This is a genomic window from Aestuariivirga sp., from assembly GCF_046093005.1.
Classification (GTDB): domain Bacteria; phylum Pseudomonadota; class Alphaproteobacteria; order Rhizobiales; family Aestuariivirgaceae; genus Aestuariivirga.
This window is the reverse complement of sequence record NZ_JBJTER010000020.1, coordinates 1-20,416: the sequence shown is the minus strand read 5'-3', so window position 1 is coordinate 20,416 and position 20,416 is coordinate 1. Positions and strand designations below refer to the sequence as shown.

Genomic DNA, 20,416 nt, shown 5'->3' with positions numbered 1-20,416 from the left:
TTCTTGTTCCTGCGAAAGCGGCCGAAGAAGCCCGCAATGCCGGCGCGCGGGTCTACCGTTTCCACGGGCCGAGCCGCATGTTCAGCCCGCACGGCCTACGCCCGCGCCGCAGCCGCCTGGGCGGCGCGGCCTTCGGCCGTGCGTGCTGAACATGCGGCTCTGCCCGTGGAAACGGAAGACGCGCGCGCCGTCATTCCGGGCTTCTTCGGCCGCTTTCGCAGGAAGACGAATGGCGGAAAAGCCGTAGACCGCCGCAAGAGGCTGCTTTTCGCCGGTCTCTTGGTATTGCTGGCCGCCTCCTGTTTCGCCGTGCAAACGCTCAACAGGCCGCAGCCAGCCATCGACCAGTCGAGCAGCCTCGCGGCGGAACCGCCATTCGACCTCACAGCCGCCATTCCCGAGGCCCGGACATTGCTCGCCAGGCAGGGTTTCCGGGTTACCGGCCATGGCAGCGCCGCCGAGGTGCGCTTGGCCAATGCCATCCGCATGTTCGAACTGCGCTCCGGCATGAAAGTCACCGGCGAATTGACGCCGGAATTGCTGCAAAGGCTGCGGGAGCGGTCCGGCTAGAGCATCCGGCAGTCAACTGAAAGCGCCCGCCTTCGCCCTTGTATCCGCACGTCATTCTCCAGGGATGCGTCCTCGGGCGGTCACGTGGCGCCGCCGTTCCAGACGTTACGGCTTCTCTGTTTTCTCCCGCTGCTACAGGCAGGGGAGAAGGGACGCGTCGCGGGGTAAGCAAAGGGGAGATGAGGGGAACCTGCTCCTGATGCCGGCCCGTGCCCTTACCTCCACCAACCTCGTTGGGAGCGCCTTCCTCTCACGCAAGCCGGAGAGCGTCATTCGACCTGACTTCCGCCTGTCCTAGGTTTTTGGCTGGTCGTCATCCTGGAGGATGCGCCATGAGGCGCCTTCGAGATCGTCATACTGGCCGGATTTCAGCGACCAGATGAAGGCCGCAAGGCCGATGCCGCCCATGAACAGGGCAATGGGAATAAGGTAGAGCAAGACATTCATGCGGCATCCTCCAGCGCCGCAGGGCTGGAACAAGCGGTGTCGGCCATGGATGGCGGCGCGCTGGCCGCCGCTGCGCCGCCGCGCCCGGCGCGCAGCGCGTTGGCGATGACGATGACCGAGGAACTCGACATCGCCACCGCGGCGATCAGCGGCGACACCAGCCCCACCATGGCCAGCGGCACCGCCAGCACATTATAGGCCACGGCCAGCGCGAAATTCTCCTTGGCGATGCGCTGGCAGCGGCGGCCCACCGCGATGGCGGTCGCCACGGCTGAGGCCGACTCGCCCATCCACACGGTTTCGGCGGCTGTGCGGCCGATGTCGGAGGCCGACGCGGGCGCCATGGAGGTGAAACCGGCGGCGAGTGCCGGCGCGTCATTGATGCCATCGCCCACCATCAGCACCCGGGCGCCGGCTTTGGTGAGGGCGTTGACATAGGCGAGCTTGGCCTGCGGACTGGCGCGCGCCACCGCGGTTTCGATGCCCACCGCTTGGGCGACGCGGTTGACGGCTGCCTCGCGGTCTCCCGACAGCAGATGCACGGCAAGGCCCATGGCCTTGAGCCTGGCGACGGTGGTTGCGGCATCGCCGCGCAGGCTGTCCTCGAACTGGAACACGATGGGCGGGCTGGCGCCGCGCCGGAAGGCGAATTCAAGCAGGCCCTGATCCTCCGGGCTGTCTGCCATGCCGCACCAGGCGCGGCTGCCAAGCCGCAGCTGCTCGCCGCCGTGGTTGCCGGAAAGCCCGAGGCCAGGATGCTCGCTGATGCCCAGCACATCTGCGGGTGTAAGGCCGCGCCGCGCCGCCTCGCCTGTGAGCGCGCGCGACAACGGATGCTTGCTCGCCCGGGCGAGCCCGGCGGCCAGCGCCAGCGTGGCGGTCGAGACGGTGAGTGGCGGCACGAGGCGGGGTTCGCCGCGCGTGAGCGTGCCGGTCTTGTCGAAGATGACGGTATCGACAGCGCTCAGCTTTTCGAGCGCCGCCCCATCCTTGATCATCACGCCGGACCGGAACAGCCTGCCGCTGGCCACCACCTGCACGGCGGGAACCGCGAGGCCCAGCGCGCAGGGGCAGGTGATGATCAGCACCGCCACCGCGGCCATGATTGCGGGATGCCAGCCATTGCCCAGCAGCAGCCAGCCCGCCAGCGTGGCGGCGGCCAGGGTGTGGACGGCGGGCGAATAGAAGCGGGCCAACCGGTCGGCAAGGCGGATGTAGCGGGACTGGCCCTGTTCAGCGGCCGACATCAGCCGCACCAGTTCGCTGAGGAAGGTGTCATTGCCGGCCGCGGTGATCCGGATGGTGAGCGGCCCGGTGAGATTGAGTTCGCCGGCATGCACCGTGGCGCCGGGCTTCACCGCCTCCGGGGCACTTTCGCCGGTGAGCAGCGAACGGTCCATGTCGCTGGCGCCGTCAACGATGATGCCGTCGGCGGGCCACCGGTCGCCCGCCGCGACGGCGGCGATCATGCCCGCCTTGAGGTCACGCGCGGCAAGGTAACGGCGGCTGCCATCCGGCTCGACGATGGTGGCGCCTTCGCTTGAGAGCGACACCAGCTGCGCAATGGCCGAACGGGCGCGGGCGCGCATCAGGTGATCGAGATAACGGCCGGCAAGCAGAAAGAACAGCAGGGTGACGGCGGCGGCGAAATAGGCATGCGCCCCGCCGTTGATGGTTTCATGGAGGCTCATCAGGGCGGCGAGCATGACGCCCAGCGAAATCGGCACGTCCATGTTGACGCGGCCGAGCCGCAGCGCGTTGATGGCCGAGCGGAAGAATGGCCGCCCCGCATAGGCCACGGCGGGAAGGGCGATCAGCGCCGAGAGCCAATGGAAGAGATCCCGCGTCGCGGCGTCAGCGCCGGACCAGACGGAGACGGAGAGCAGCATCACATTGCCCGCGGCGAAGCCTGCGACGGCAAGGGCGCGCAGCAGCTGGCTTGCCTCGCGGTCGTCGTGGCTGAGGCCAGTTTCGCGCGGGTCGAAGGGCCGCGCCATATAACCGAGGAAGCCCAGACGGTCGATCAGCGCCTGCGGCGTGATGGCGTCTTCCCGGTAGACCACCGCGACCCGCCGGCCGGTGAGGTTGACGCGTGCCGCTTTGACGCCGGCGAGCGCTGCAAGATCGGTCTCGATCCGGGCGATGGCCTCCGGCCGGCTGGCTTGCGGCACGATGAATTCGATGCGCTTCAGGCCGGGGCCGGCGGAAGAAATCCAGCGCGCCGCGTCCTCGCCCTCGAGCTTGTAGGGCTGGAAGAATTCACCATCGATGGTGCAGCAGGGAAGCGTCACGGGGCATCCTTGACGAAGAAGCGGAAGATCTTGCGATAGTCGGATACGCCATCGCCGCGGGCGTCGATCTCGACCTCCCAGACCCCGGGGGAGAGTGTCGCCGGTGCGGCATAGACGCCGCCGCCCAATGGCGCGAAGGCAAGCGCCTGATCCTGCTTGTCGGTGACGGTGCGCTCAAGCTGACCGGTAATGACAAGCTGATCGATGGCGGCACCTTCAGTATCAACGAAGCTGAGGCGGATGCCGCCGCGCTCGAAGCTGAAGCCCACTTTCCAGCCCAGCGCCTCCTGGGCGCGGGCCCGCGCCAGGTCCTTGTCGAAGCTCTGACTGGCCACATAGCCGTTGGCAACGACGAGGCCTGACCAGGTGGAATTGGCGAAATAGGCCATGGTCAGGTTGACGCCGATGATGACGCCGAAGAAGGCCAGCAGCATCGCCAGCACATGCCGGCCCGTGAGCGGTTTTCCGGTTGCGGCCATGGCCATGGGCTTTACTCCTTTTCTCCGGGGGCGTGGAAGATCGCGTCATAGCTCACCCGTTCGGGCTCGCCGGCCGCACCCAGCTCCTCGATCCTGAAGTGGAAGTTCCGCCGCTCATGCTCCAGCACTTCCGGGTCGGCGGTGGTGACATAGATCTTGACGGCGCGCAGCTTGTCCGGCGGCACCGTGATATCGAAGCTCCGGCCTTTCTCTCCGCTGTCGCCCACCATTTCCATGGTGGCGCCGGGAAGCCCGTCGATCGCCAGGCGGAAGCCGCGCTCCTGCTGGCGCTTGTTCAGAATCTTCACGGTGTAGCCGTTGCGGATCGCGCCATCGGAGAGCGTCACAAACAGCGGGTTGCGGTCCGGCACCACATTGACGTCGAGCTGGCTGCGCTGAATGAGCGTGAACAGCATCGCGAGTCCCACCGCCGCCCAGACCGAGAAATAGATGATGGTGCGCGGCCGCAGCAACTGCCGCCAGGTCCAGGTAACATGCGTGCCGGCGGCATTTTCGGCATAGATGCGGGCGGTCGTATAGCTGATCAGGCCTTTGGGGTTGCCGACCTTCTCCATGACCGTATTGCACGCATCAATGCACAGCGCGCAATTGATGCATTCGAGCTGATTGCCGTCGCGGATGTCGATGCCCATCGGGCAGACGGCGACGCAGGCGTTGCAATCGACGCAATCGCCGTGTGTGAGGCCCTGGGCATCGGCCTTCTTGCGGCCGGCCATGCGCGGCTCGCCGCGCCAGGCATTGTAGGTGACGATCAGCGAATCCTCATCCAGCATGGCGCCCTGGATGCGCGGCCACGGGCACATATAGGTGCAGACCTGTTCGCGCATGAAGCCCGCGAAAGTGAAGGTGGTGGCGGTGAGAATGGCGATGGTGAAATAGGCGGCGGATGGCGCCGTGCCGGTGACAAGCTCGCCGAGCAGGGTTGGCGCGTCGGCGAAATAGAAAACCCAGAAGCCGCCGGTGGCGATGGCGATCAGCAGCCACACCGCCAGCTTGGCGGACCGCTTGGCGATCTTGCCTGCCGTCCAGGCCGCGGCATCGAGGCGGATGCGGGCGTTGCGGTCGCCCTCGATCTTGCTTTCGACCAGCATGTAGAGATCGGTCCATACGGTCTGCGGGCAGGCATAACCGCACCAGGCGCGGCCAAACAGCGACGTGACCAGGAACAGCCCGACGCCCGCCATGATCAGCAGCCCCGCCACATAGTAGAATTCCTGCGGCCAGATCTCGATGAAGAAGAAATAGAAGCGCCGGTTGGCGAGATCGATCAGGATCGCCTGGTCGGGTGCATTGCCCGGCCTGTCCCAGCGCAGCCAGGGCGAAACGTAATAGATGCCGAGCAGGACGACGAGGAGAATCCATTTCAGCCGCCGGAACGGCCCGTGCGCCGCCTTGGGGTGAATGGCGGCGCGGGCGGCGTAAAGCGAGCGGTTCTGCGGCTTGTTGACCGCCTCGGCGTCTTCCCTGGCGACCCCGGCATGCGGGTCGCCGGCCATGTCCGCGGCCTCCGCCATCTACTGGGTGGCGGGAGGTGTAAGCTCGCCGCCGCCCAGCGTGTGGACATAGACGGCAAGCTGTTTGATGGTTGTGTCATCCAGCCGGTGTGTCCAGCCCGGCATGACGCCCAGGCGCGGCTTGACGATCTGGGCCTTGATGTTGTCCAGCGTGCCGCCGTAGAGCGCGATCTTGTCGGTAAGGTTGGGCGCCCCGAACTCCCGTAGGCCCTTGCCGTCCTCGCCGTGGCAGGCGGCGCAGTTCTCCGCGAAGATCGTCTTGCCGGTCTCTGCCTTGGCGGCGTCGGCTGCGCCGCCTGACAGTGACGCGACGTAGTTGGCGACCTGGTCGATCTGTTCCGGCAGCAGGATGCCGTCAGCGCCGAAGGCCGGCATCTGCGAGTCCCGCGTATCGGGATCGGCTGCATAGCGGATGCCGTGCTTGAGCGTGGTGTAGAGCGCGTCGGGCGTGCCGCCCCACAGCCAGTCGTCATCGTTGAGATTGGGATAGCCGGCGAAGCCCGCCGCACCCGAGCCGTGGCACTGCACGCAGTTGACCTTGAAGGCCGCCGCGCCGCCCGCCTGCGCGAAGGACAGGAGCTGCGGGTCCTTCAGGATGTCGTCGACGCTCATCGCGGCGATCTTGTCGAGATTGGCCTGCTGGGCCTCCCTGGCCGTGGCCATCTGCTGTTCGAGTGCCGCGCGCGACGACCAGCCGAGCAGACCGGGCGTGGCCGATGTCAGCATCGGCCAAGCGGGATAGACGACGGTGTAGGCGAGACCCCAGATCACCGTGGCGTAGAAGGTGTAGAGCCACCAGCGCGGCAGCGGGGTGTTGAGTTCCTTGATGCCGTCCCATTCATGCCCGGTCGTAGCAGTGCCCGAGACGTCGTCCTTTTCGATGTTGGTTGCCATGGGTCAGTCCTCGGGATCGGTTTTCTGAAGGGGTATTCTGGCCACGTCTTCGTATTTGGCCCTGGAGCCGGGCCGGAAGGCGTAGAGGACAATTCCGATGAAGATGATGAACAGCGCGAGCAGTCCCCAACTGTCCGCGAGTTGCCGCAGGGCGGTGTAGGTTTCCATCGCTTACCTCGCCAGATCGGCTTTGAACGTGGAGAAATCAACAAGCGTGCCCAGCATCTGCAGATAGGCGATGAGCGCGTCCATTTCGGTGATGCGGGCGTCGCTGTCGAAATTGCGGGCCACCGCCTTCGGATAGCGCGCCATCAGGCCATCGGTATTCTCGCCGGTCGCCTGGGCCATCATGTCGGCCTCGGCATTTTCGATAGCTTCCTCGGAATACATCGGCCCCTTGCCATTGTTGACGACAAGATTCATCGCCGCGAGATGCTTGCCGAAGCCCTTTACCTGCACATCCTTGCCGGACAGAAACGCATAACCGGGCATGATCGACTCCGGGACCACGTTGCGCGGGTTGGACAGATGCTCGCGGTGCCATTCGTCCGAATATTTGTTGCCGACGCGGGCCAGATCAGGCCCGGTGCGCTTCGACCCCCACTGGAAGGGATGATCGTATTCGGACTCGGCCGCCAGGCTGAAGTGGCCATAGCGCTCGACCTCGTCCCGGAACGGGCGGATCATCTGGCTGTGGCAGACATAGCAGCCCTCGCGGATGTAAATGTTGCGTCCCGCGAGTTCGAGCGGCGAATAGGGCCGCATGCCCTCGACCTTCTCAATGGTGTTCTGCAGGTAGAATAGTGGTACGATCTGAACGAGGCCGCCGATGGTAACCACGAGAAAGCTGAGGATCAGCAGCAGCGTGGCGTTCTTCTCGATTGTCTGGTGATTCATGGTGAGCGCCCCCGTTCTATGCCGGCGCCGAGATCATGCCCACGGGCTGGGTCACGGGTTCGGCGCCTCTGATGGTGCGGTAAATGTTGTAGACCATGATCAGCGAGCCCAGCAGGAACAGGCCGCCGCCGATGGTGCGGATGACGTAGTAGGGGTGCATCGCCTCGACCGTTTCCACGAAGGAATAGGCGAGGAAGCCGTTGGCATCATACTCGCGCCACATGAGGCCCTGCATGATGCCGGAGACCCACATCGCCGAGGCGTAGACCACGATGCCCAGCGTGGCGAGCCACACATGCCAGCTCACCAGGCGGAGCGAGTAGACTTCCTTCCGGCCCCACAGCCGCGGGATCAGGTGATAGAGGCAGCCGAGCGAGATCATGCCAACCCAGCCCAGCGCCCCCGAATGAACGTGGCCGATGGTCCAGTCCGTGTAGTGTGAGAGCGAGTTCACGGCCTTGATGGACATCATCGGGCCTTCGAAGGTGGACATGCCGTAGAAGGCGACCGAGATCACCATCATGCGCAGCACCGGGTCGGTGCGGAGCTTGTCCCAGGCGCCCGACAGCGTCATCAGGCCGTTGATCATGCCGCCCCAGGACGGCATCCACAGCATGATCGAAAACACCATGCCGAGCGTCTGCGCCCAATCGGGGAGCGCGGTATAGTGCAGGTGATGCGGCCCGGCCCAGATGTAGAGGAAGATCAGCGACCAGAAGTGGACGATCGACAGCCGGTAGGAATAGACCGGCCGGTTGGCCCGCTTCGGGATGAAATAATACATCATGCCGAGGAAGCCGGCGGTGAGGAAAAAGCCCACCGCGTTATGGCCATACCACCACTGGGTGAGCGCATCCTGCACGCCTGAGAACAGCGAATAGCTCTTCGAGCCGAAGAACGACACTGGGATCGACAGGTTGTTGACGATGTGCAGCATGGCGATCGTCACGATGAAGGCGAGGTAGAACCAGTTGGCCACATAGATGTGGGGTTCCTTGCGCTTCACGATGGTGCCGAAGAAGACCAGGAAATAGGCGACCCAGACGATGGTGATCCAGATATCGACATACCATTCCGGCTCGGCATATTCGCGGCCTTCGGTAACGCCGAGGAGATAGCCGGTGGCGGCCAGCACGATGAACAGCTGGTAGCCCCAGAACACGAACCAGGCGAGATTGCCGAAGGCGAGCCGGGCCCGGCTGGTGCGCTGGACCACGTAGAAGGACGTGGTGAGGAGTGCGTTGCCGCCGAAGGCGAAGATGACCGCCGAGGTGTGAAGCGGGCGAAGCCTGCCGAAGTTGAACCATTCGAGATCGGGGTTCCAGGCGGGGTAAGCGAGTTGCAGGGCGACCACCACGCCGACGAGGAAGCCGACGACACCCCAGAACAGCGTGATGATCGCGCCCCACCTCACGATATTGTCCATGTAGCCGGACTGCCCGGCCACCGGCTTGCCGAAACTGCGCGCCGCGAAAATCAGCGCCAGGATCGCCGCGCCGGCGAACATGTACATATGAATGGCGAAAGGCATGTCCTCCGCTTTGGCGCCCATGGAGATCGCGAAGATTGCCAGCAGACCCCACAGGGCCATCATGACCCCGCCGCCCGCCTGTGACGGCCGCTCCTTCCGCACCACAGTATCTGCCCCCATGGGACTCCCCCCTTTTCGACAACGATCCGCAGGCACGCATGCGGGTCCGCGGCCGCTCCGGCATTGACCTGGATCAACCCCAGCCAAGCCCCTCATAAACAAGAGCTATTCTTTAGTCTGAGACGCCAGCCATCGGGCGGTGACGGCTTGATTCGGAGCGCGTAAACACGGATGATGGCGCGATGATCGGCCAACTGGGCATTCTGGCCGCGGGGCTTCTCTATCTCGGCGCGCTGTTCGCGGTGGCGAGCTACGGCGACCGCATGTCCCAGCGCTGGAACGTGCGGGCCGGACGGCCCCTCATCTATGCCCTGTCGCTGGCCGTCTACTGCACCTCATGGACCTATTTCGGCAGCGTTGGCATCGCCTCGCGTGCCGGGCTCGACTTCCTGCCCATCTATATCGGCCCGATCCTGGTGTTCGCGCTGGGCTGGAAGCTGATCCAGTCGATCGCCGCGCTGACCAAGCGGCACAACATCGCGTCGATCGCCGATTTTCTCTCCGCCCGTTACGGCAAGAGCGAAGCGCTGGGCGCCATGGTGACGGTGATCGCGGTGATCGGCATCGTTCCCTATATCTCGATCCAGCTCAAGGCGGTGTCGGCCTCGCTGCAGGTGCTGGTGGCCGAGCCGCAATGGTCACGCGACCTGTTGCCCGCCTCCTCCGGCCTCGATGGGCTGTCGCTGCTCGTGGTGTTCACCATGGGCATTTTTGCCATCCTGTTCGGCACCCGGCACATCGACACCACCGAGCATCAGGACGGCATGATCCTGGCGATCGCCGTTGAATCGCTGGTGAAGCTTATCGCGTTTGTGGCGGTCGGCGGCTTTGTGGTGTTCGCGCTGATGGGCGGCATCGGCCCGTTCCTTGCCGAAGCAGCGGCTGACCCTGAGGTGACGGCGCTGTTTTCGGGCGGGCTTGACGGCGGACCGTGGCTGACCATGACCTTGCTTTCAGCGTTCGCGATCATCCTGTTGCCACGGCAGTTCCATGTGGCGGCGGTTGAAAACGCCAATCGTGGTGAAATCCGCCGCGCCGCCTGGCTGTTCCCGCTCTATCTCGTGGCCATCAACCTGTTCGTCATTCCGATTGCGGTGGCGGGCCTCCTGCTGCTTCCGCCCGGCACCGACGGCGATACGTTCGTTCTGGCGCTGCCGGTCGAGGCGCAAAGCCAGACCTTCGCGCTGATCGCCTTCATCGGCGGGCTTTCGGCTTCGACGGCGATGGTGATCGTCGAATGCATCGCGCTCTCCATCATGGTGTGCAACAATCTGGTGGTGCCGCTCATGCTGCGCCGCCAGGTGGAGCGCGCCGCCGTCCACCAGGACATGGGCGGGACACTGATCCTGATCCGGCGGCTGGCGATCATCGTGGTGCTGGCGCTGGCCTATGCCTATTACCAGATGATCGCCTCCTCCGCGGCACTCGCCCAGGTGGGGCTGTTGTCTTTCGCGGCGGTAGCGCAGTTCGCCCCGGCGTTTCTCGGCGGGCTCGTCTGGCGGCGCGCGACGGCGCGGGGCGCCATGTGGGGCATTGCCGCGGGCTTTGCGGTGTGGGCCTATACGCTTCTGCTGCCGGCCTTCGCCGATGCTGGCTGGATCGGCCGCGGCTTCATTGAACAGGGCCCCGCGGGACTTGGCCTTCTCAAGGCCCGCGCTCTCTTCGCCATGGAGTTCGATCCGCTGACCCACGGCGTGTTCTGGAGCCTGCTCGCCAATATCGCCGGCTATGTGGCGGGCTCGCTCACCCGCCAGCCCACACCCATCGAGCGCATCCAGGCCACCAGTTTCGTGGCGCGTGACCGGCAGCCGGGAACCGGGAGCGGTTTCAGGCTGTGGCGCACCGCGGTGACCGCCGGACGGCTGGAGGATACGGTGGCCCGTTACCTCGGCGCCGAGCGGGCCCGCATCGCTTTCCAGGCTTTCCGGGCGGAGCAGGGCGAGACGGGTGGACGCGGCGGCGAAGCCGATGTGCGGCTGATCCGCTTCGCCGAGCATTTGCTGGCCAGTGCGGTGGGTGTCGCATCGGCGCGGCTGGTCATCGCGCTGATGCTGGAGCGGCACTCGACCCACGCGCGCGGCGCCATGAAGCTGCTCGACGAAGCGTCGGCGGCGATCCAGCACAATCGTGACGTCCTGCAATCGGCGATCGACAATGTCGGCCAGGGGCTCGCTGTCTTTGAGCCGGACATGACGCTGATCTGCTGGAACTCCGCGCTGGCGGATTTCCTTGGCCGCGGCGGCGAGCTCAACCGGGTGGGCACGCCGATCACCGAGCTGATGGACGCATTCCTGGCGCGCACCGCGAGCGGCCGCGCCGCGCGCGACGACCGGGTGCGGCGGATTGCCGAGACCCATGAGCCGTTCCGCGAGCGCTGCAATGATACCGGGCAGATTTTCGAATTCCGCTCCAGCGCCATGCCGGATGGCGGCGTGGTGGTGACGGTGATCGACGCCACCGAGAGTGTGCTGGCGGCGGAGGAGCTGCAGCGGGTGAACGAGTCGCTTGAGCGCCGCGTGAAGGCGCGCACCGCCGAACTGACCCAGCTCAATGAAGAGCTGGCTGCCGCCAAGGCCGAGGCCGACGCCGCCAATCTCTCCAAGACGCGTTTCATCGCGGCGGCGAGCCATGACATTCTGCAGCCGCTCAACGCGGCAAGGCTGTTCACCTCGGCGCTGGTCGAGCGGGTGCAACGCTCGAAGGACGGCGAGCTGGCGCGCAACGTGGACTCCTCCCTGGAGGCCGTGGAAGAGATCCTGTCGGCGCTGCTCGACATTTCCAGGCTCGATGCCGGCGCCATGAAGGCGGAGCCGGGGCCGGTGCGGGTTGGCGACCTGTTGCAGGCGCTGGCGCTGGAATTTGGGCCGTTGGCGCGAAAGAAAGGGCTGAAGCTGACGGTGCTGCCCTGCGGCCTCACTGTGAACACCGACCGCAAGCTGTTGCGGCGGGTTTTGCAGAACCTGGTGTCCAACGCGGTCAAATATACGCGCCGGGGGAGGGTTCTCATGGGTTGCCGGCGGCGCGGGGACAAGCTGTCGATCGAGGTGCATGACACCGGGCCGGGCATTCCGGCCGCCAAGCTGGGGGTGATCTTCCAGGAGTTCCAGCGCCTTGAGGCGGATGGCGACGCAACGCCCGGTCTGGGCCTCGGGCTGTCGATCGTCGAGCGCATGGCCAGAGTGATGGACGCGCCCGTGAGGGTGCGCTCTGAGCCGGGGCGGGGCTCGGTGTTCGCGGTCGAAGTGCCGGTTGCCGAAGCCGCCGCGCCCGCTGCCGATGCGGGCCTGCGCCGCGAGCCGCGCGCAACCCCCATGGCGGCGGCGCGGGTGCTGGTGATCGACAATGAGAAGCCGATCCTGGAAGCGATGACGCTGCTGCTGTCGGGCTGGGGCCACAGGGTCCACACGGCGGCGGGCCTTGCGGCGGCTCTGGCGGCGCTGGATGGCGCCGAAGGCGGCATCGACATGATCCTCGCCGATTATCACCTCGACGGGGAGGACGGGATCACGGTGATCGGCGCGCTCCGGCAGCGGGCCGGCTGGCCGGTGCCCGCGGTGCTGGTTACCGCCGACCGCACGCCCGCGGTGGCCGCCGCGGCGCTGGCCAACGACGTGCATCTGATCCGGAAGCCCGTGAAGCCCGCCGCGCTCCGCGCCGCCATGGCGCATGTGGCGCTCAGGGCCGAGGCGTGAATAATGCCGGGTTTGGAGCCGCGTTCAGTCAAGTGAATGCATCCGCATTCGTCCTCGCCCGCGCAGCGGGAAAGGAAGGGGCCCCAACGAAGCTGGGGAAGGTGAGGGCGCCGACAGGCATCGGCAAAAGTTTCCCCACAACTCCCCGATGCGTTCCGCAACGGGGCCCGTCATCTGCCGCTGATAGAGCGGGAAAAGAAAAGAGAGTTATGACGGGCAGAACGGCGGCTTCACTTGACCGCCCGAAGTTCTACGCCCCGGCGAAGCGGCGGGCGATTTCGGCGCGGTGCGGCGAGGCCTTGTAGGTTCCCAGGACGCGCAGATAGCTGGTGAAGAATTCGAGCTCTTCCATCGCCAGCCGGACATTGCGCTCGGCCGGATGTCCCTCGATGTCGGCATAGAACTGGGTGGCCGAGAACTGACCCTCGATCTGGTAGGATTCGAGCTTGGTCATGTTGACGCCGTTGGTGGCGAAGCCGCCCATCGCCTTGTAGAGCGCCGCCGGTACGTTCCTGACCCGGAACACGAAACTGGTGATCACAGGGTCGCCGCCCAGCGCCACGTCCCGGGGTGCCGATGCCAGCACCACGAAACGCGTGGTGTTGTGGCTTTCATCCTCGATGTTCTCGCGGATGATGTTGAGGCCATAGATCTGGGCGGCAAGCCGCGAGGCGATGGCCGCGCGGGCAAGATCGCCGTCCTCCGCGAGTTGGCGGGCGGCCCCCGCCGTATCCGCCGCCACCACGGGCTTCAGACCCATCTCGCGGATCACCCTGCGGCACTGTCCCAGCGCCTGGACATGGCTGTGAACGCTGCGAATTCCGGCCGGATCGGCCCCCGGCACCGCCATCAGCTGGTGATGGACGTGGAGAAAATGCTCGCCCACGATATGGAGATTGGAGCGCGGCAGCAGATAGTGGATGTCCGCCACCCGGCCGGCCACCGAGTTCTCGATGGGGATCATGGCCAACGCCGCCTCACCCTCGGTCACCGCCTGGAAGGCGTCCTCGAAAGTGCCACAGGGTAATGGCGCATGGCCCGGAAAGGCTTCCACGCAGGCGATGTGCGAGTTGGCGCCTGGTTCGCCCTGATAGGCGATCTTTGACGGCATCAGGATTTCCTCAATAGGCGGCGGGCAGCTTCGAGATCCTGGGGCGTATCGACGCCGAGCGGCACGCTGTCAACCCGCACCACGGCAATGCGCATGCCGTTGTCCATGGCGCGCATCTGCTCCAGCTTGCGGGCGGCCTCGCGCGGGCTCACCGGCAGCGCCACAAAGCGTTCGAGCACCTGGCGGCGGTAGGCATAGAGCCCGATGTGGTGCCAGTGGGGCGGCTGGTGCTCCGGCTCCAGCTGGCGCACGAAATCGCGCGCGAAGGCCACCTCGCGCTGATCGCTCAACGGCGCGATGGCCTTGACGATGTTTGGATTGGCGGCGTCATCGGCGGTTTCGATCAGGGCCGCGATGGTGGAGATATCGGCGGTTTCGTTGACGAGGCCCGCGAGGCAGCGCCGGATCGCCAGCGAATCGATGGTCGGCAGGTCGCCCTGCAGATTGACCACGAACTGGAACCGCCGCTGCGGGTCCCGCAGCGACAGGGCTTCGGCTATGCGGTCGGAGCCCGAAGGAAGCGCCGGGTTGGTGACGATGGCATCGCCGCCATGGGCGCGGACCACCGCGGCAATCTCACTTTCAGCGGCGGCCACCAGCACCTGGCCGATACCGGCCTCGACCGCGCGCTTCCAGCAATGGACGATCATGGGCAGGCCGTTGATGTCAGCCAGGGGCTTTCCGGGGAGCCTTGTGGAGGCCATCCGGGCGGGGATCACGACGATGGTATTCTGGTTGTCAATCATATGGTTAGGGTAAGGCGCGGCAAAATGGAGCAATACCCCTTATACTATTGCGGCGGCTCCGAGAAAGCACTAGTTTCCGCGCCCGAATGTCGGCGCAAAGGGTTGAACCTGCATGGATAGCTTCGAATTCAACAAGATCGCGGGCGCGGTGCTGGCCACCGCGCTGCTGGTATTCGGCCTCAGCGAGCTGAGCAACATCATCTACCACACTCACGCGCCCGAGAAGCCGGGTTTCGCCATCGAAGTGGCCGAAGCCGATACCGGCGGCGAGGCCACGGAAGAGGCCGCGCCGCCAGCGCAATCGGTGGGCGCGATGCTGGCCGCGGCGGATGCCACCAAGGGCCAGGCGGTGTTCAAGGCCTGCGTCGCCTGCCATGACCCCAGCAAGGGCGGCCCCAATAAGGTGGGCCCCAACCTGTGGGACATCGTCGGCCGCAATCATGGTATCCATGAGGGCTTCAGCTATTCCGAGGCCATGGCGGCGCTCAAGGACAAGCCCTGGACCTATGAGGCGCTGAACGAATTCCTGCTCGCGCCGAAGGCTGCCATTCCGGGCACCAAGATGGCCTATGGCGGCCTCAAGAAGGAAGCCGACCGCGCCAACCTGCTGGCCTATCTGGCGACGCTTTCGGACAGCCCAGTCCCCTTCCCCGCCCCGTAAAGGCCGCAAACCTCTCCAAGATTTAACACCGGCAGCCACTTTGCCGGTGTTTTCTTTTGATAGCCCCCTTGCCTATGTTTCACATCTCGCCCATCGCGGAGTAGCCCGCCCATGACCTTCAACCGACGCTCACTGCTCAAACTCGCCGCACTGGCCCCCGCCGCCAAGCTCGTCGGCATCCAGATCGCCGCCGCCGAGGACCGCGATTTCCGCCATGCGATCACCCTTTTCAATGACATCAAATATCCGCCGGACTTCGCCCATTTCGGCTATGTGAACCCCGCCGCGCCGAAGGGTGGCCGGGTGCGCTTCGGCGTCGTCGGCTCCTTCGACAGCCTCAACCCCTATTTCTTCAAGGGCGCCGCGGGAGGCGCCGTCCAGAATGACGCGCTGCTGACCCAATCCCTCGACGAGCCCTCGACCGAATATGGCCTGGTGGCGAGCGGTGTGTGGCACCCCGAAGACCGCTCCATGGTGGTGTTCCGGCTGCGCCCCGAAGCCCGCTTCCATGACAGCAAAGCGGTGACGCCGGATGATGTGATCTGGTCGATGCAGGCATTGCGCGAGGCGCACCCGCAATACAACTTTTACTACAAGAACATCGCCACGGCCGAGCAAACCGGCACGCATGAGGTGACCTTCACCTTCACCATGAAGGGAAACCGCGAACTGCCGATGATCACCGGACAGTTGCCGGTTTTGCCCCGTCACTGGTGGACCGGCAAGGATGGCCAGGGCCGCCAGCGCAACATCAAGGAGACCACGCTGGAAACGCCGCTTGGTTCCGGCGCCTATGTGGCTGCCGATGTGAAGCCCGGCGCGTCCATTCTTCTCAGGCGCGTGCCCGATTACTGGGGCAAGGACCTGGCGGTGAATGTGGGCCAGAACAATTTCGATGAAATCGAGTACATCTATTTCCGCGATGCCAATGTCGCCTTCGAGGCCTTCAAGGGCGGCCAGTATGACTGGCGCGGCGAAAGTTCCTCCAAGATGTGGGCCACCGGCTATGATTTCCCGGCCGTGCAGGCAGGGAAGGTGGTGAAGGAGGAAATCACCCTCCGGCAGGTCAATGGCATGCAGAGCTGGGCCATGAACATCCGCCGCCCGAAGTTCCAGGATGTGCGGTTGCGCCAGGCGCTGAATTATGCCTTCGATTTCGAATGGGCGAACCAGAACCTGTTCTATGGCCAGTACATCCGTTCACGGAGCTATTTCAACAATTCCGACATGGAGGCCAAGGGGCTGCCGTCACCCGCCGAACTGGCGCTGCTGGACCCGCTCAAAGACCAGCTGCCGCCGGAAGTATTCACGGCGGAATATGCGAACCCGCTGAACGATACGCCCCAGAACAGGCGCAAGAACATGCGCCAGGCGGCAAGGCTTCTGGCCGAGGCCGGCTGGCAGGTGACCCAGGATGGCGGCAAGTCGATCCTGAAAAATGCCCAGGGCGAAGCGCTTACCATCGAATTTCTGCTCGATTCGCCGCTGTTCGAGCGCGTCGCCCTGCCCTACCAGCAGCAGCTGGAACTGCTCGGCATCGGCATTTCGGTAAAGACGGTGGACAGCGCGCAGCATAAACGCCGCACCCAGACCTTCGACTATGACATCATCGTGGGCAGCTGGCCGCAGTCGCTGTCGCCCGGCAATGAGCAGCGTGATTTCTGGGGCAGCGAGGCGGCAAAGCGCGACGGCAGCCGCAATTATGTGGGCATCGCCAATCCGGCGATCGACGCGCTGATCGAAAAACTCGTCCTGGCGCCGGACCGCGAAAGCCTGGTGACCGCCTGCAAGGCGCTGGACCGGGTGCTGATCTGGAACCACTATGTGGTGCCGATGTGGTTCACTCCCTATCAGCGCACGGCGCGCTGGAACCGCTTCGGGCGGCCGGAAACCCTGCCCACCCTCTCAACAGGTTTTCCGACGATCTGGTGGTGGGACGAAGAGAAAGCGCGAAAGGTGGACGGGACATGAGACGCATAGCAACGGCCCTTCTGGCCATCAGCCTAGGTGCGGCGGCAGCGGCAGCGGAACCGCGCCATGGCCTTTCGGTGTTTGGCGATCTCAAATATCCGGCCGGCTTTGCGCATTTCGATTATGTCAATCCGGATGCCCCCAAGGGCGGCAAGATGGCGTTGATCGGGCCCACGCCCGTCGAGACTTTTGACAGTTTCAACGGCTATATCCTGAAGGGGGATGCCGTGCAGGGCTTCGAGCTGATGTTCGACAGCCTGATGGCCGCCGCCGACGACGAACCTGACGCGCGCTATGGCCTGGTGGCCGAGACCGCCGATCTCGCCGCTGACCGCAAGAGCGTCACGTTCAAGCTGCGCGGCGAAGCCAGATTCGCCGATGGCAGCGGGCTCACCGCCGAAGATGTGTGCGACAGCTTCCGCCTGCTGTCCACGGAGGGCCATGAGCGCATCCGCATCACCATCCGCGATGTCGAGGCCTGCGATGTCATCAGCCCGAACGAGGTGCGCTACCGCTTCAAGGGCGAGCGCACGCGCGATCTGCCGCTGACCGTGGCGGCGCTGCCCATCTTCTCCAAGGCCTATTACGCGAAGGTCGATTTTTCCAAGACGACGCTGGAGCCGCCGCTGGGCTCTGGGCCCTATGCGGTCAAGTCCTTCAAGCCGGGCGAATATGTAACCTACGGGCGGCGCGCGGATTATTGGGCGAAGGACCTGCCGGTGAACAAGGGCCGCCATAACTTCGACGAGCTGCGCTTCGACTATTTCCGGGACCGCGCGCCCGCCTTCGAGGCGCTGAAATCCGGCGTCATCGACCTGCGCGAGGAATTCACCTCGCGCGACTGGGCCACGGCCTATGATTTTCCGGCGCTTGCCGATGGCAGGGTGATCAAGGCGGAGCTTCCCGACGACACGCCATCCGGCGCGCAGGGCTTCTTCCTCAACATGCGGCGCGAGAAATTCCAGGACATCCGTGTCCGGAAGGCCCTGAACCTCGCCTTCGATTTCGAATGGACCAACAAGAACCTGTTCTTCGGCCTCTACACCCGCACGGCGAGCTTCTTCGAGCGCTCGCCGCTCAAGGCGGAAGGCGCGCCGCCCGCCGATGAGCTGGCGCTGCTCGAACCCTACCGGGACAGCCTGAGGCCAGAGGTTTTCGCGGCGGTGGAATTGCCGCCGGTCTCGGATGGCTCCGGCCAGGACCGCAAGCTGTTGCGCGAGGCCTCGCGGCTTCTCGACGAGGCCGGCTGGACCGCCGATGGCACCATGCGCCGCAACGCCAGGGGCGAGACGCTGGACATCGAATTCCTGGTCGACGGCCCGGTGTTCGAGCGCGTGCTGGCGCCCTATGTGAAGAACCTGAAACTCCTCGGCATCAACGCCACCATCCGCACCGTCGATCCCGCGCAGTATCAGCAACGGCTCGAACCCTATGACTATGACGTGACGATCGGCCGCTTCATGGCCGGGCTGACGCCAGGCGACGGGCTTCGCATCTTCTTCGGATCGGAGTCGGCCACCAAGCCCGGAACCTATAATCTGTCGGGGGTCGCCTCGCCCGCCATCGACGCGCTCATCGACAAGATCGTCGAGGCCAAGACGCGCCAGGAACTCGACGTGGCGGGCCGGGCGCTGGACCGGGTGTTGCGCGCCGAGCAGTTCTGGGTGCCCAACTGGTACAAGGGAAGCCACTGGCTGGCCTATTGGGACAAGTTCGGGCAGCCGCCGGTCAAGCCGAAGTACGACCGTGGAATCACCGACACCTGGTGGTATGACGATGCCAAGGCCAAGCGAATCGCCAACGGTAACTGACCTCCCTTCATGGGCGCCTACATCCTCAAACGCATTCTGCTGATGATCCCCACCCTTCTGGGGATCATGCTGATGACATTCGCCGTCATCCAATTCGTGCCGGGCGGGCCCGTCGAGCAGGTGATCGCCAAGATGCAGGGCACCGACACCGATTCGACCGGCCGCATCAGCGGCAATCCCGGCACCGAGGGGGGCGGCGGCGCGCAAATGCAGGGCGGCGCCCCCGACGCCACCGCCTTCAAGTACCGCGGCGCGCAAGGCCTCGATCCCGAATTCATCAAGAGCCTGGAAAAGCAATTCGGCTTCGACAAGCCAGCGCCCGAGCGCTTCCTGCTGATGATGCGCGACTACTTCACCTTCAATTTCGGCCAGAGCTATTTCCGCGACCGGTCGGTGCTCAGCCTCATCGCCGAGAAGCTGCCCGTTTCGATCTCGCTCGGCCTGTGGCTCACCCTGATCCAGTATCTGGTGTCGATCCCGCTCGGCATCCGCAAGGCCGTGAAGGACGGCTCCACCTTCGACGTCTGGACCTCGGGCGTGATCATCATCGGCTATGCCATCCCCAGCTTCATCTTCGCCATCATGCTGATCGTGCTGTTCGCGGGCGGCAGTTATTTCAGCTGGTTTCCGCTACGCGGCCTCACCTCGGACAATTTCGAGCAGATGAGCGTGATGGGCAAGCTCGCGGATTATGCCTGGCACCTGGCGCTGCCGCTGTTCGCCATGGCCATCGGGTCCTTCGCCACCATGACCATGCTGACCAAGAATTCCTTCCTCGACGAAATCCGCAAGCAATACGTGATGACGGCGCGCGCCAAGGGCCTCACCGAGCGGCAGGTACTCTATGGCCATGTGTTCCGCAACGCCATGCTGCTGGTGATCGCCGGCTTTCCCGGCGCCTTCATTGGCGCTTTCTTCGCCAGCTCGCTGCTGATTGAGACGATCTTCTCTCTCGATGGGCTGGGCTATCTGTTCTTCAAGGCGACGCTGGACCGCGACTATCCCATCGTCTTCGCCAGCCTCTACATCTTCACGCTGATGGGGCTCATCGTGCAGCTGATCTCCGACCTCACCTATACCTGGATCGATCCGCGCATCGATTTCGAGAAGCGGGACGTCTGAGCCATGGCGCTGCGCATCACGCCCCTCAACCAGCGCCGCTGGCAGCTGTTCCGGCAGAACCGGCGCGGCTTCTGGTCGTTCTGGATTTTCGCGGTGCTGTTTCTGATTGCGGCTTTTGCACCGTTCATCGCCAATGACCGTCCGGTACTGGTCTCCTACAAGGGCGAATGGCTCTATCCGGTGTTCACGGATTATCCGGAATCGAAATTCGGCGGCTTTCTCGCGCGAACCGATTTCCGCGACCCCGTGAACCAGGAAGAGATTGCCGCCAATGGCTGGATGATCTGGCCGCTGATCCGCTATTCCTACAACACCGTCAACAATGAGCTGCCGACGCCCGCACCCTCGCCACCAGCTTTCAAGCTCAGCCGCGAACAGGCCTGCGCCAAGTTTCCACTGGGCGTCGATGATCCCAATTGTGTGTTCGGCAACCTCAACTGGCTCGGCACCGACGACCAGGGCCGGGACGTGGTGGCGAGGCTCATCTATGGTTTCCGCGTCTCGGTGGCCTTCGGGCTGATCCTCACCGTGGTCTCCT

The 20,416-nt window shown here is 64.8% G+C and carries 16 protein-coding genes and 1 pseudogene; 7 read left to right on the top strand and 10 right to left on the bottom strand.

The genetic code is table 11. The features are described from left to right. The first annotated feature begins 165 nt into the window (after positions 1-165). Positions 166-570, top strand: a complete 405-nt coding sequence (locus tag ACKOED_RS00945; RefSeq protein WP_408914697.1) for a peptidoglycan-binding domain-containing protein — start codon at positions 166-168, stop codon at positions 568-570. Positions 571-864: 294 nt separating this feature from the next. Here ACKOED_RS00945 and ccoS read toward each other — a convergent pair whose 3' ends face one another. From ccoS to ccoN, 8 genes are read right to left on the bottom strand one after another with little or no spacing between them, the layout of a single operon-like run. Then, complete coding sequence (ccoS, locus tag ACKOED_RS00940) at positions 865-1,017, bottom strand: cbb3-type cytochrome oxidase assembly protein CcoS (protein ID WP_408914696.1); 153 nt, start codon at positions 1,015-1,017, stop codon at positions 865-867. Then, positions 1,014-3,308 carry a heavy metal translocating P-type ATPase gene (locus ACKOED_RS00935; protein WP_408914695.1) on the bottom strand — a complete coding sequence of 765 codons (2,295 nt, stop codon included), beginning with the start codon at positions 3,306-3,308 and terminating at the stop codon, positions 1,014-1,016. The genes ccoS and ACKOED_RS00935 overlap by 4 nt, the downstream gene beginning before the upstream one ends. Further along, on the bottom strand, positions 3,305-3,793 hold the full coding sequence (locus ACKOED_RS00930) for a FixH family protein (protein ID WP_408914694.1): 489 nt from the start codon (positions 3,791-3,793) through the stop codon (positions 3,305-3,307). The genes ACKOED_RS00935 and ACKOED_RS00930 overlap by 4 nt, the downstream gene beginning before the upstream one ends. Positions 3,794-3,798: 5 nt before the next feature. Then, positions 3,799-5,304: a cytochrome c oxidase accessory protein CcoG gene (gene ccoG, locus ACKOED_RS00925; RefSeq protein ID WP_408914693.1), complete on the bottom strand. Its 1,506-nt coding sequence runs from the start codon at positions 5,302-5,304 to the stop codon at positions 3,799-3,801. An 18-nt stretch (positions 5,305-5,322) separates the two neighbouring features. After that, positions 5,323-6,216, bottom strand: a complete 894-nt coding sequence (ccoP, locus tag ACKOED_RS00920; protein WP_408914692.1) for a cytochrome-c oxidase, cbb3-type subunit III — start codon at positions 6,214-6,216, stop codon at positions 5,323-5,325. Positions 6,217-6,219: 3 nt separating this feature from the next. After that, the gene (locus tag ACKOED_RS00915) at positions 6,220-6,384 is read right to left on the bottom strand and encodes a cbb3-type cytochrome c oxidase subunit 3 (protein ID WP_408914691.1); all 165 of its coding nucleotides are present in this window, start codon (positions 6,382-6,384) and stop codon (positions 6,220-6,222) included. Between the two features lie 3 nt (positions 6,385-6,387). After that, entirely contained in the window at positions 6,388-7,113 is a 726-nt protein-coding gene (gene ccoO, locus ACKOED_RS00910; RefSeq protein ID WP_408914690.1) for a cytochrome-c oxidase, cbb3-type subunit II, read from the bottom strand. A gap of 16 nt (positions 7,114-7,129) precedes the next feature. After that, a complete protein-coding gene (gene ccoN, locus ACKOED_RS00905; RefSeq protein ID WP_408914698.1) occupies positions 7,130-8,707 on the bottom strand; it encodes a cytochrome-c oxidase, cbb3-type subunit I in 1,578 nt (525 codons plus the stop codon). Between the two features lie 239 nt (positions 8,708-8,946). Here ccoN and ACKOED_RS00900 point away from each other — a divergent pair, with 239 nt between their 5' ends. After that, positions 8,947-12,456 (top strand): NahK/ErcS family hybrid sensor histidine kinase/response regulator, encoded by a 3,510-nt coding sequence (locus ACKOED_RS00900; RefSeq protein ID WP_408914689.1) that lies wholly within the window; start codon positions 8,947-8,949, stop codon positions 12,454-12,456. Between the two features lie 250 nt (positions 12,457-12,706). Here ACKOED_RS00900 and ACKOED_RS00895 read toward each other — a convergent pair whose 3' ends face one another. Further along, positions 12,707-13,567 carry a prephenate dehydratase gene (locus ACKOED_RS00895; RefSeq protein ID WP_408914688.1) on the bottom strand — a complete coding sequence of 287 codons (861 nt, stop codon included), beginning with the start codon at positions 13,565-13,567 and terminating at the stop codon, positions 12,707-12,709. Beyond that, the gene (locus ACKOED_RS00890) at positions 13,567-14,313 is read right to left on the bottom strand and encodes a 3-deoxy-manno-octulosonate cytidylyltransferase (RefSeq protein ID WP_408914687.1); all 747 of its coding nucleotides are present in this window, start codon (positions 14,311-14,313) and stop codon (positions 13,567-13,569) included. Before ACKOED_RS00890 ends, ACKOED_RS00895 begins: the two co-directional genes overlap by 1 nt. A gap of 112 nt (positions 14,314-14,425) precedes the next feature. On the opposite strand from ACKOED_RS00890, the gene ACKOED_RS00885 reads away from it, so the two are divergent. From ACKOED_RS00885 to ACKOED_RS00865, 5 genes and pseudogenes are all read left to right on the top strand, one after another. After that, on the top strand, positions 14,426-14,974 hold the full coding sequence (locus tag ACKOED_RS00885) for a c-type cytochrome (protein WP_408914686.1): 549 nt from the start codon (positions 14,426-14,428) through the stop codon (positions 14,972-14,974). A gap of 111 nt (positions 14,975-15,085) precedes the next feature. Continuing rightward, on the top strand, positions 15,086-16,945 hold the full coding sequence (locus tag ACKOED_RS00880; protein WP_408914685.1) for an extracellular solute-binding protein: 1,860 nt from the start codon (positions 15,086-15,088) through the stop codon (positions 16,943-16,945). Continuing rightward, positions 16,942-18,756: an extracellular solute-binding protein gene (locus ACKOED_RS00875; protein ID WP_408914684.1), complete on the top strand. Its 1,815-nt coding sequence runs from the start codon at positions 16,942-16,944 to the stop codon at positions 18,754-18,756. The genes ACKOED_RS00880 and ACKOED_RS00875 overlap by 4 nt, the downstream gene beginning before the upstream one ends. Positions 18,757-18,765: 9 nt before the next feature. Continuing rightward, complete coding sequence (locus ACKOED_RS00870; protein ID WP_408914683.1) at positions 18,766-19,878, top strand: microcin C ABC transporter permease YejB; 1,113 nt, start codon at positions 18,766-18,768, stop codon at positions 19,876-19,878. Positions 19,879-19,881: 3 nt separating this feature from the next. Further along, a pseudogene (locus tag ACKOED_RS00865) lies at positions 19,882-20,416 on the top strand (ABC transporter permease); the annotation flags it as partial.

Coding starts and splice junctions, on each gene's coding strand:
- ccoS (WP_408914696.1), bottom strand. CDS start 1,017: ATGAATGTCTTGCTCTACCTTATTCCCATTGCCCTGTTCATGGGCGGC.
- ACKOED_RS00930 (WP_408914694.1), bottom strand. CDS start 3,793: ATGGCCATGGCCGCAACCGGAAAACCGCTCACGGGCCGGCATGTGCTG.
- ccoG (WP_408914693.1), bottom strand. CDS start 5,304: ATGGCCGGCGACCCGCATGCCGGGGTCGCCAGGGAAGACGCCGAGGCG.
- ccoP (WP_408914692.1), bottom strand. CDS start 6,216: ATGGCAACCAACATCGAAAAGGACGACGTCTCGGGCACTGCTACGACC.
- ACKOED_RS00915 (WP_408914691.1), bottom strand. CDS start 6,384: ATGGAAACCTACACCGCCCTGCGGCAACTCGCGGACAGTTGGGGACTG.
- ccoO (WP_408914690.1), bottom strand. CDS start 7,113: ATGAATCACCAGACAATCGAGAAGAACGCCACGCTGCTGCTGATCCTC.
- ccoN (WP_408914698.1), bottom strand. CDS start 8,707: ATGATGGCCCTGTGGGGTCTGCTGGCAATCTTCGCGATCTCCATGGGC.
- ACKOED_RS00900 (WP_408914689.1), top strand. CDS start 8,947: ATGATCGGCCAACTGGGCATTCTGGCCGCGGGGCTTCTCTATCTCGGC.
- ACKOED_RS00895 (WP_408914688.1), bottom strand. CDS start 13,567: ATGCCGTCAAAGATCGCCTATCAGGGCGAACCAGGCGCCAACTCGCAC.
- ACKOED_RS00890 (WP_408914687.1), bottom strand. CDS start 14,313: ATGATTGACAACCAGAATACCATCGTCGTGATCCCCGCCCGGATGGCC.
- ACKOED_RS00885 (WP_408914686.1), top strand. CDS start 14,426: ATGGATAGCTTCGAATTCAACAAGATCGCGGGCGCGGTGCTGGCCACC.
- ACKOED_RS00880 (WP_408914685.1), top strand. CDS start 15,086: ATGACCTTCAACCGACGCTCACTGCTCAAACTCGCCGCACTGGCCCCC.
- ACKOED_RS00875 (WP_408914684.1), top strand. CDS start 16,942: ATGAGACGCATAGCAACGGCCCTTCTGGCCATCAGCCTAGGTGCGGCG.
- ACKOED_RS00870 (WP_408914683.1), top strand. CDS start 18,766: ATGGGCGCCTACATCCTCAAACGCATTCTGCTGATGATCCCCACCCTT.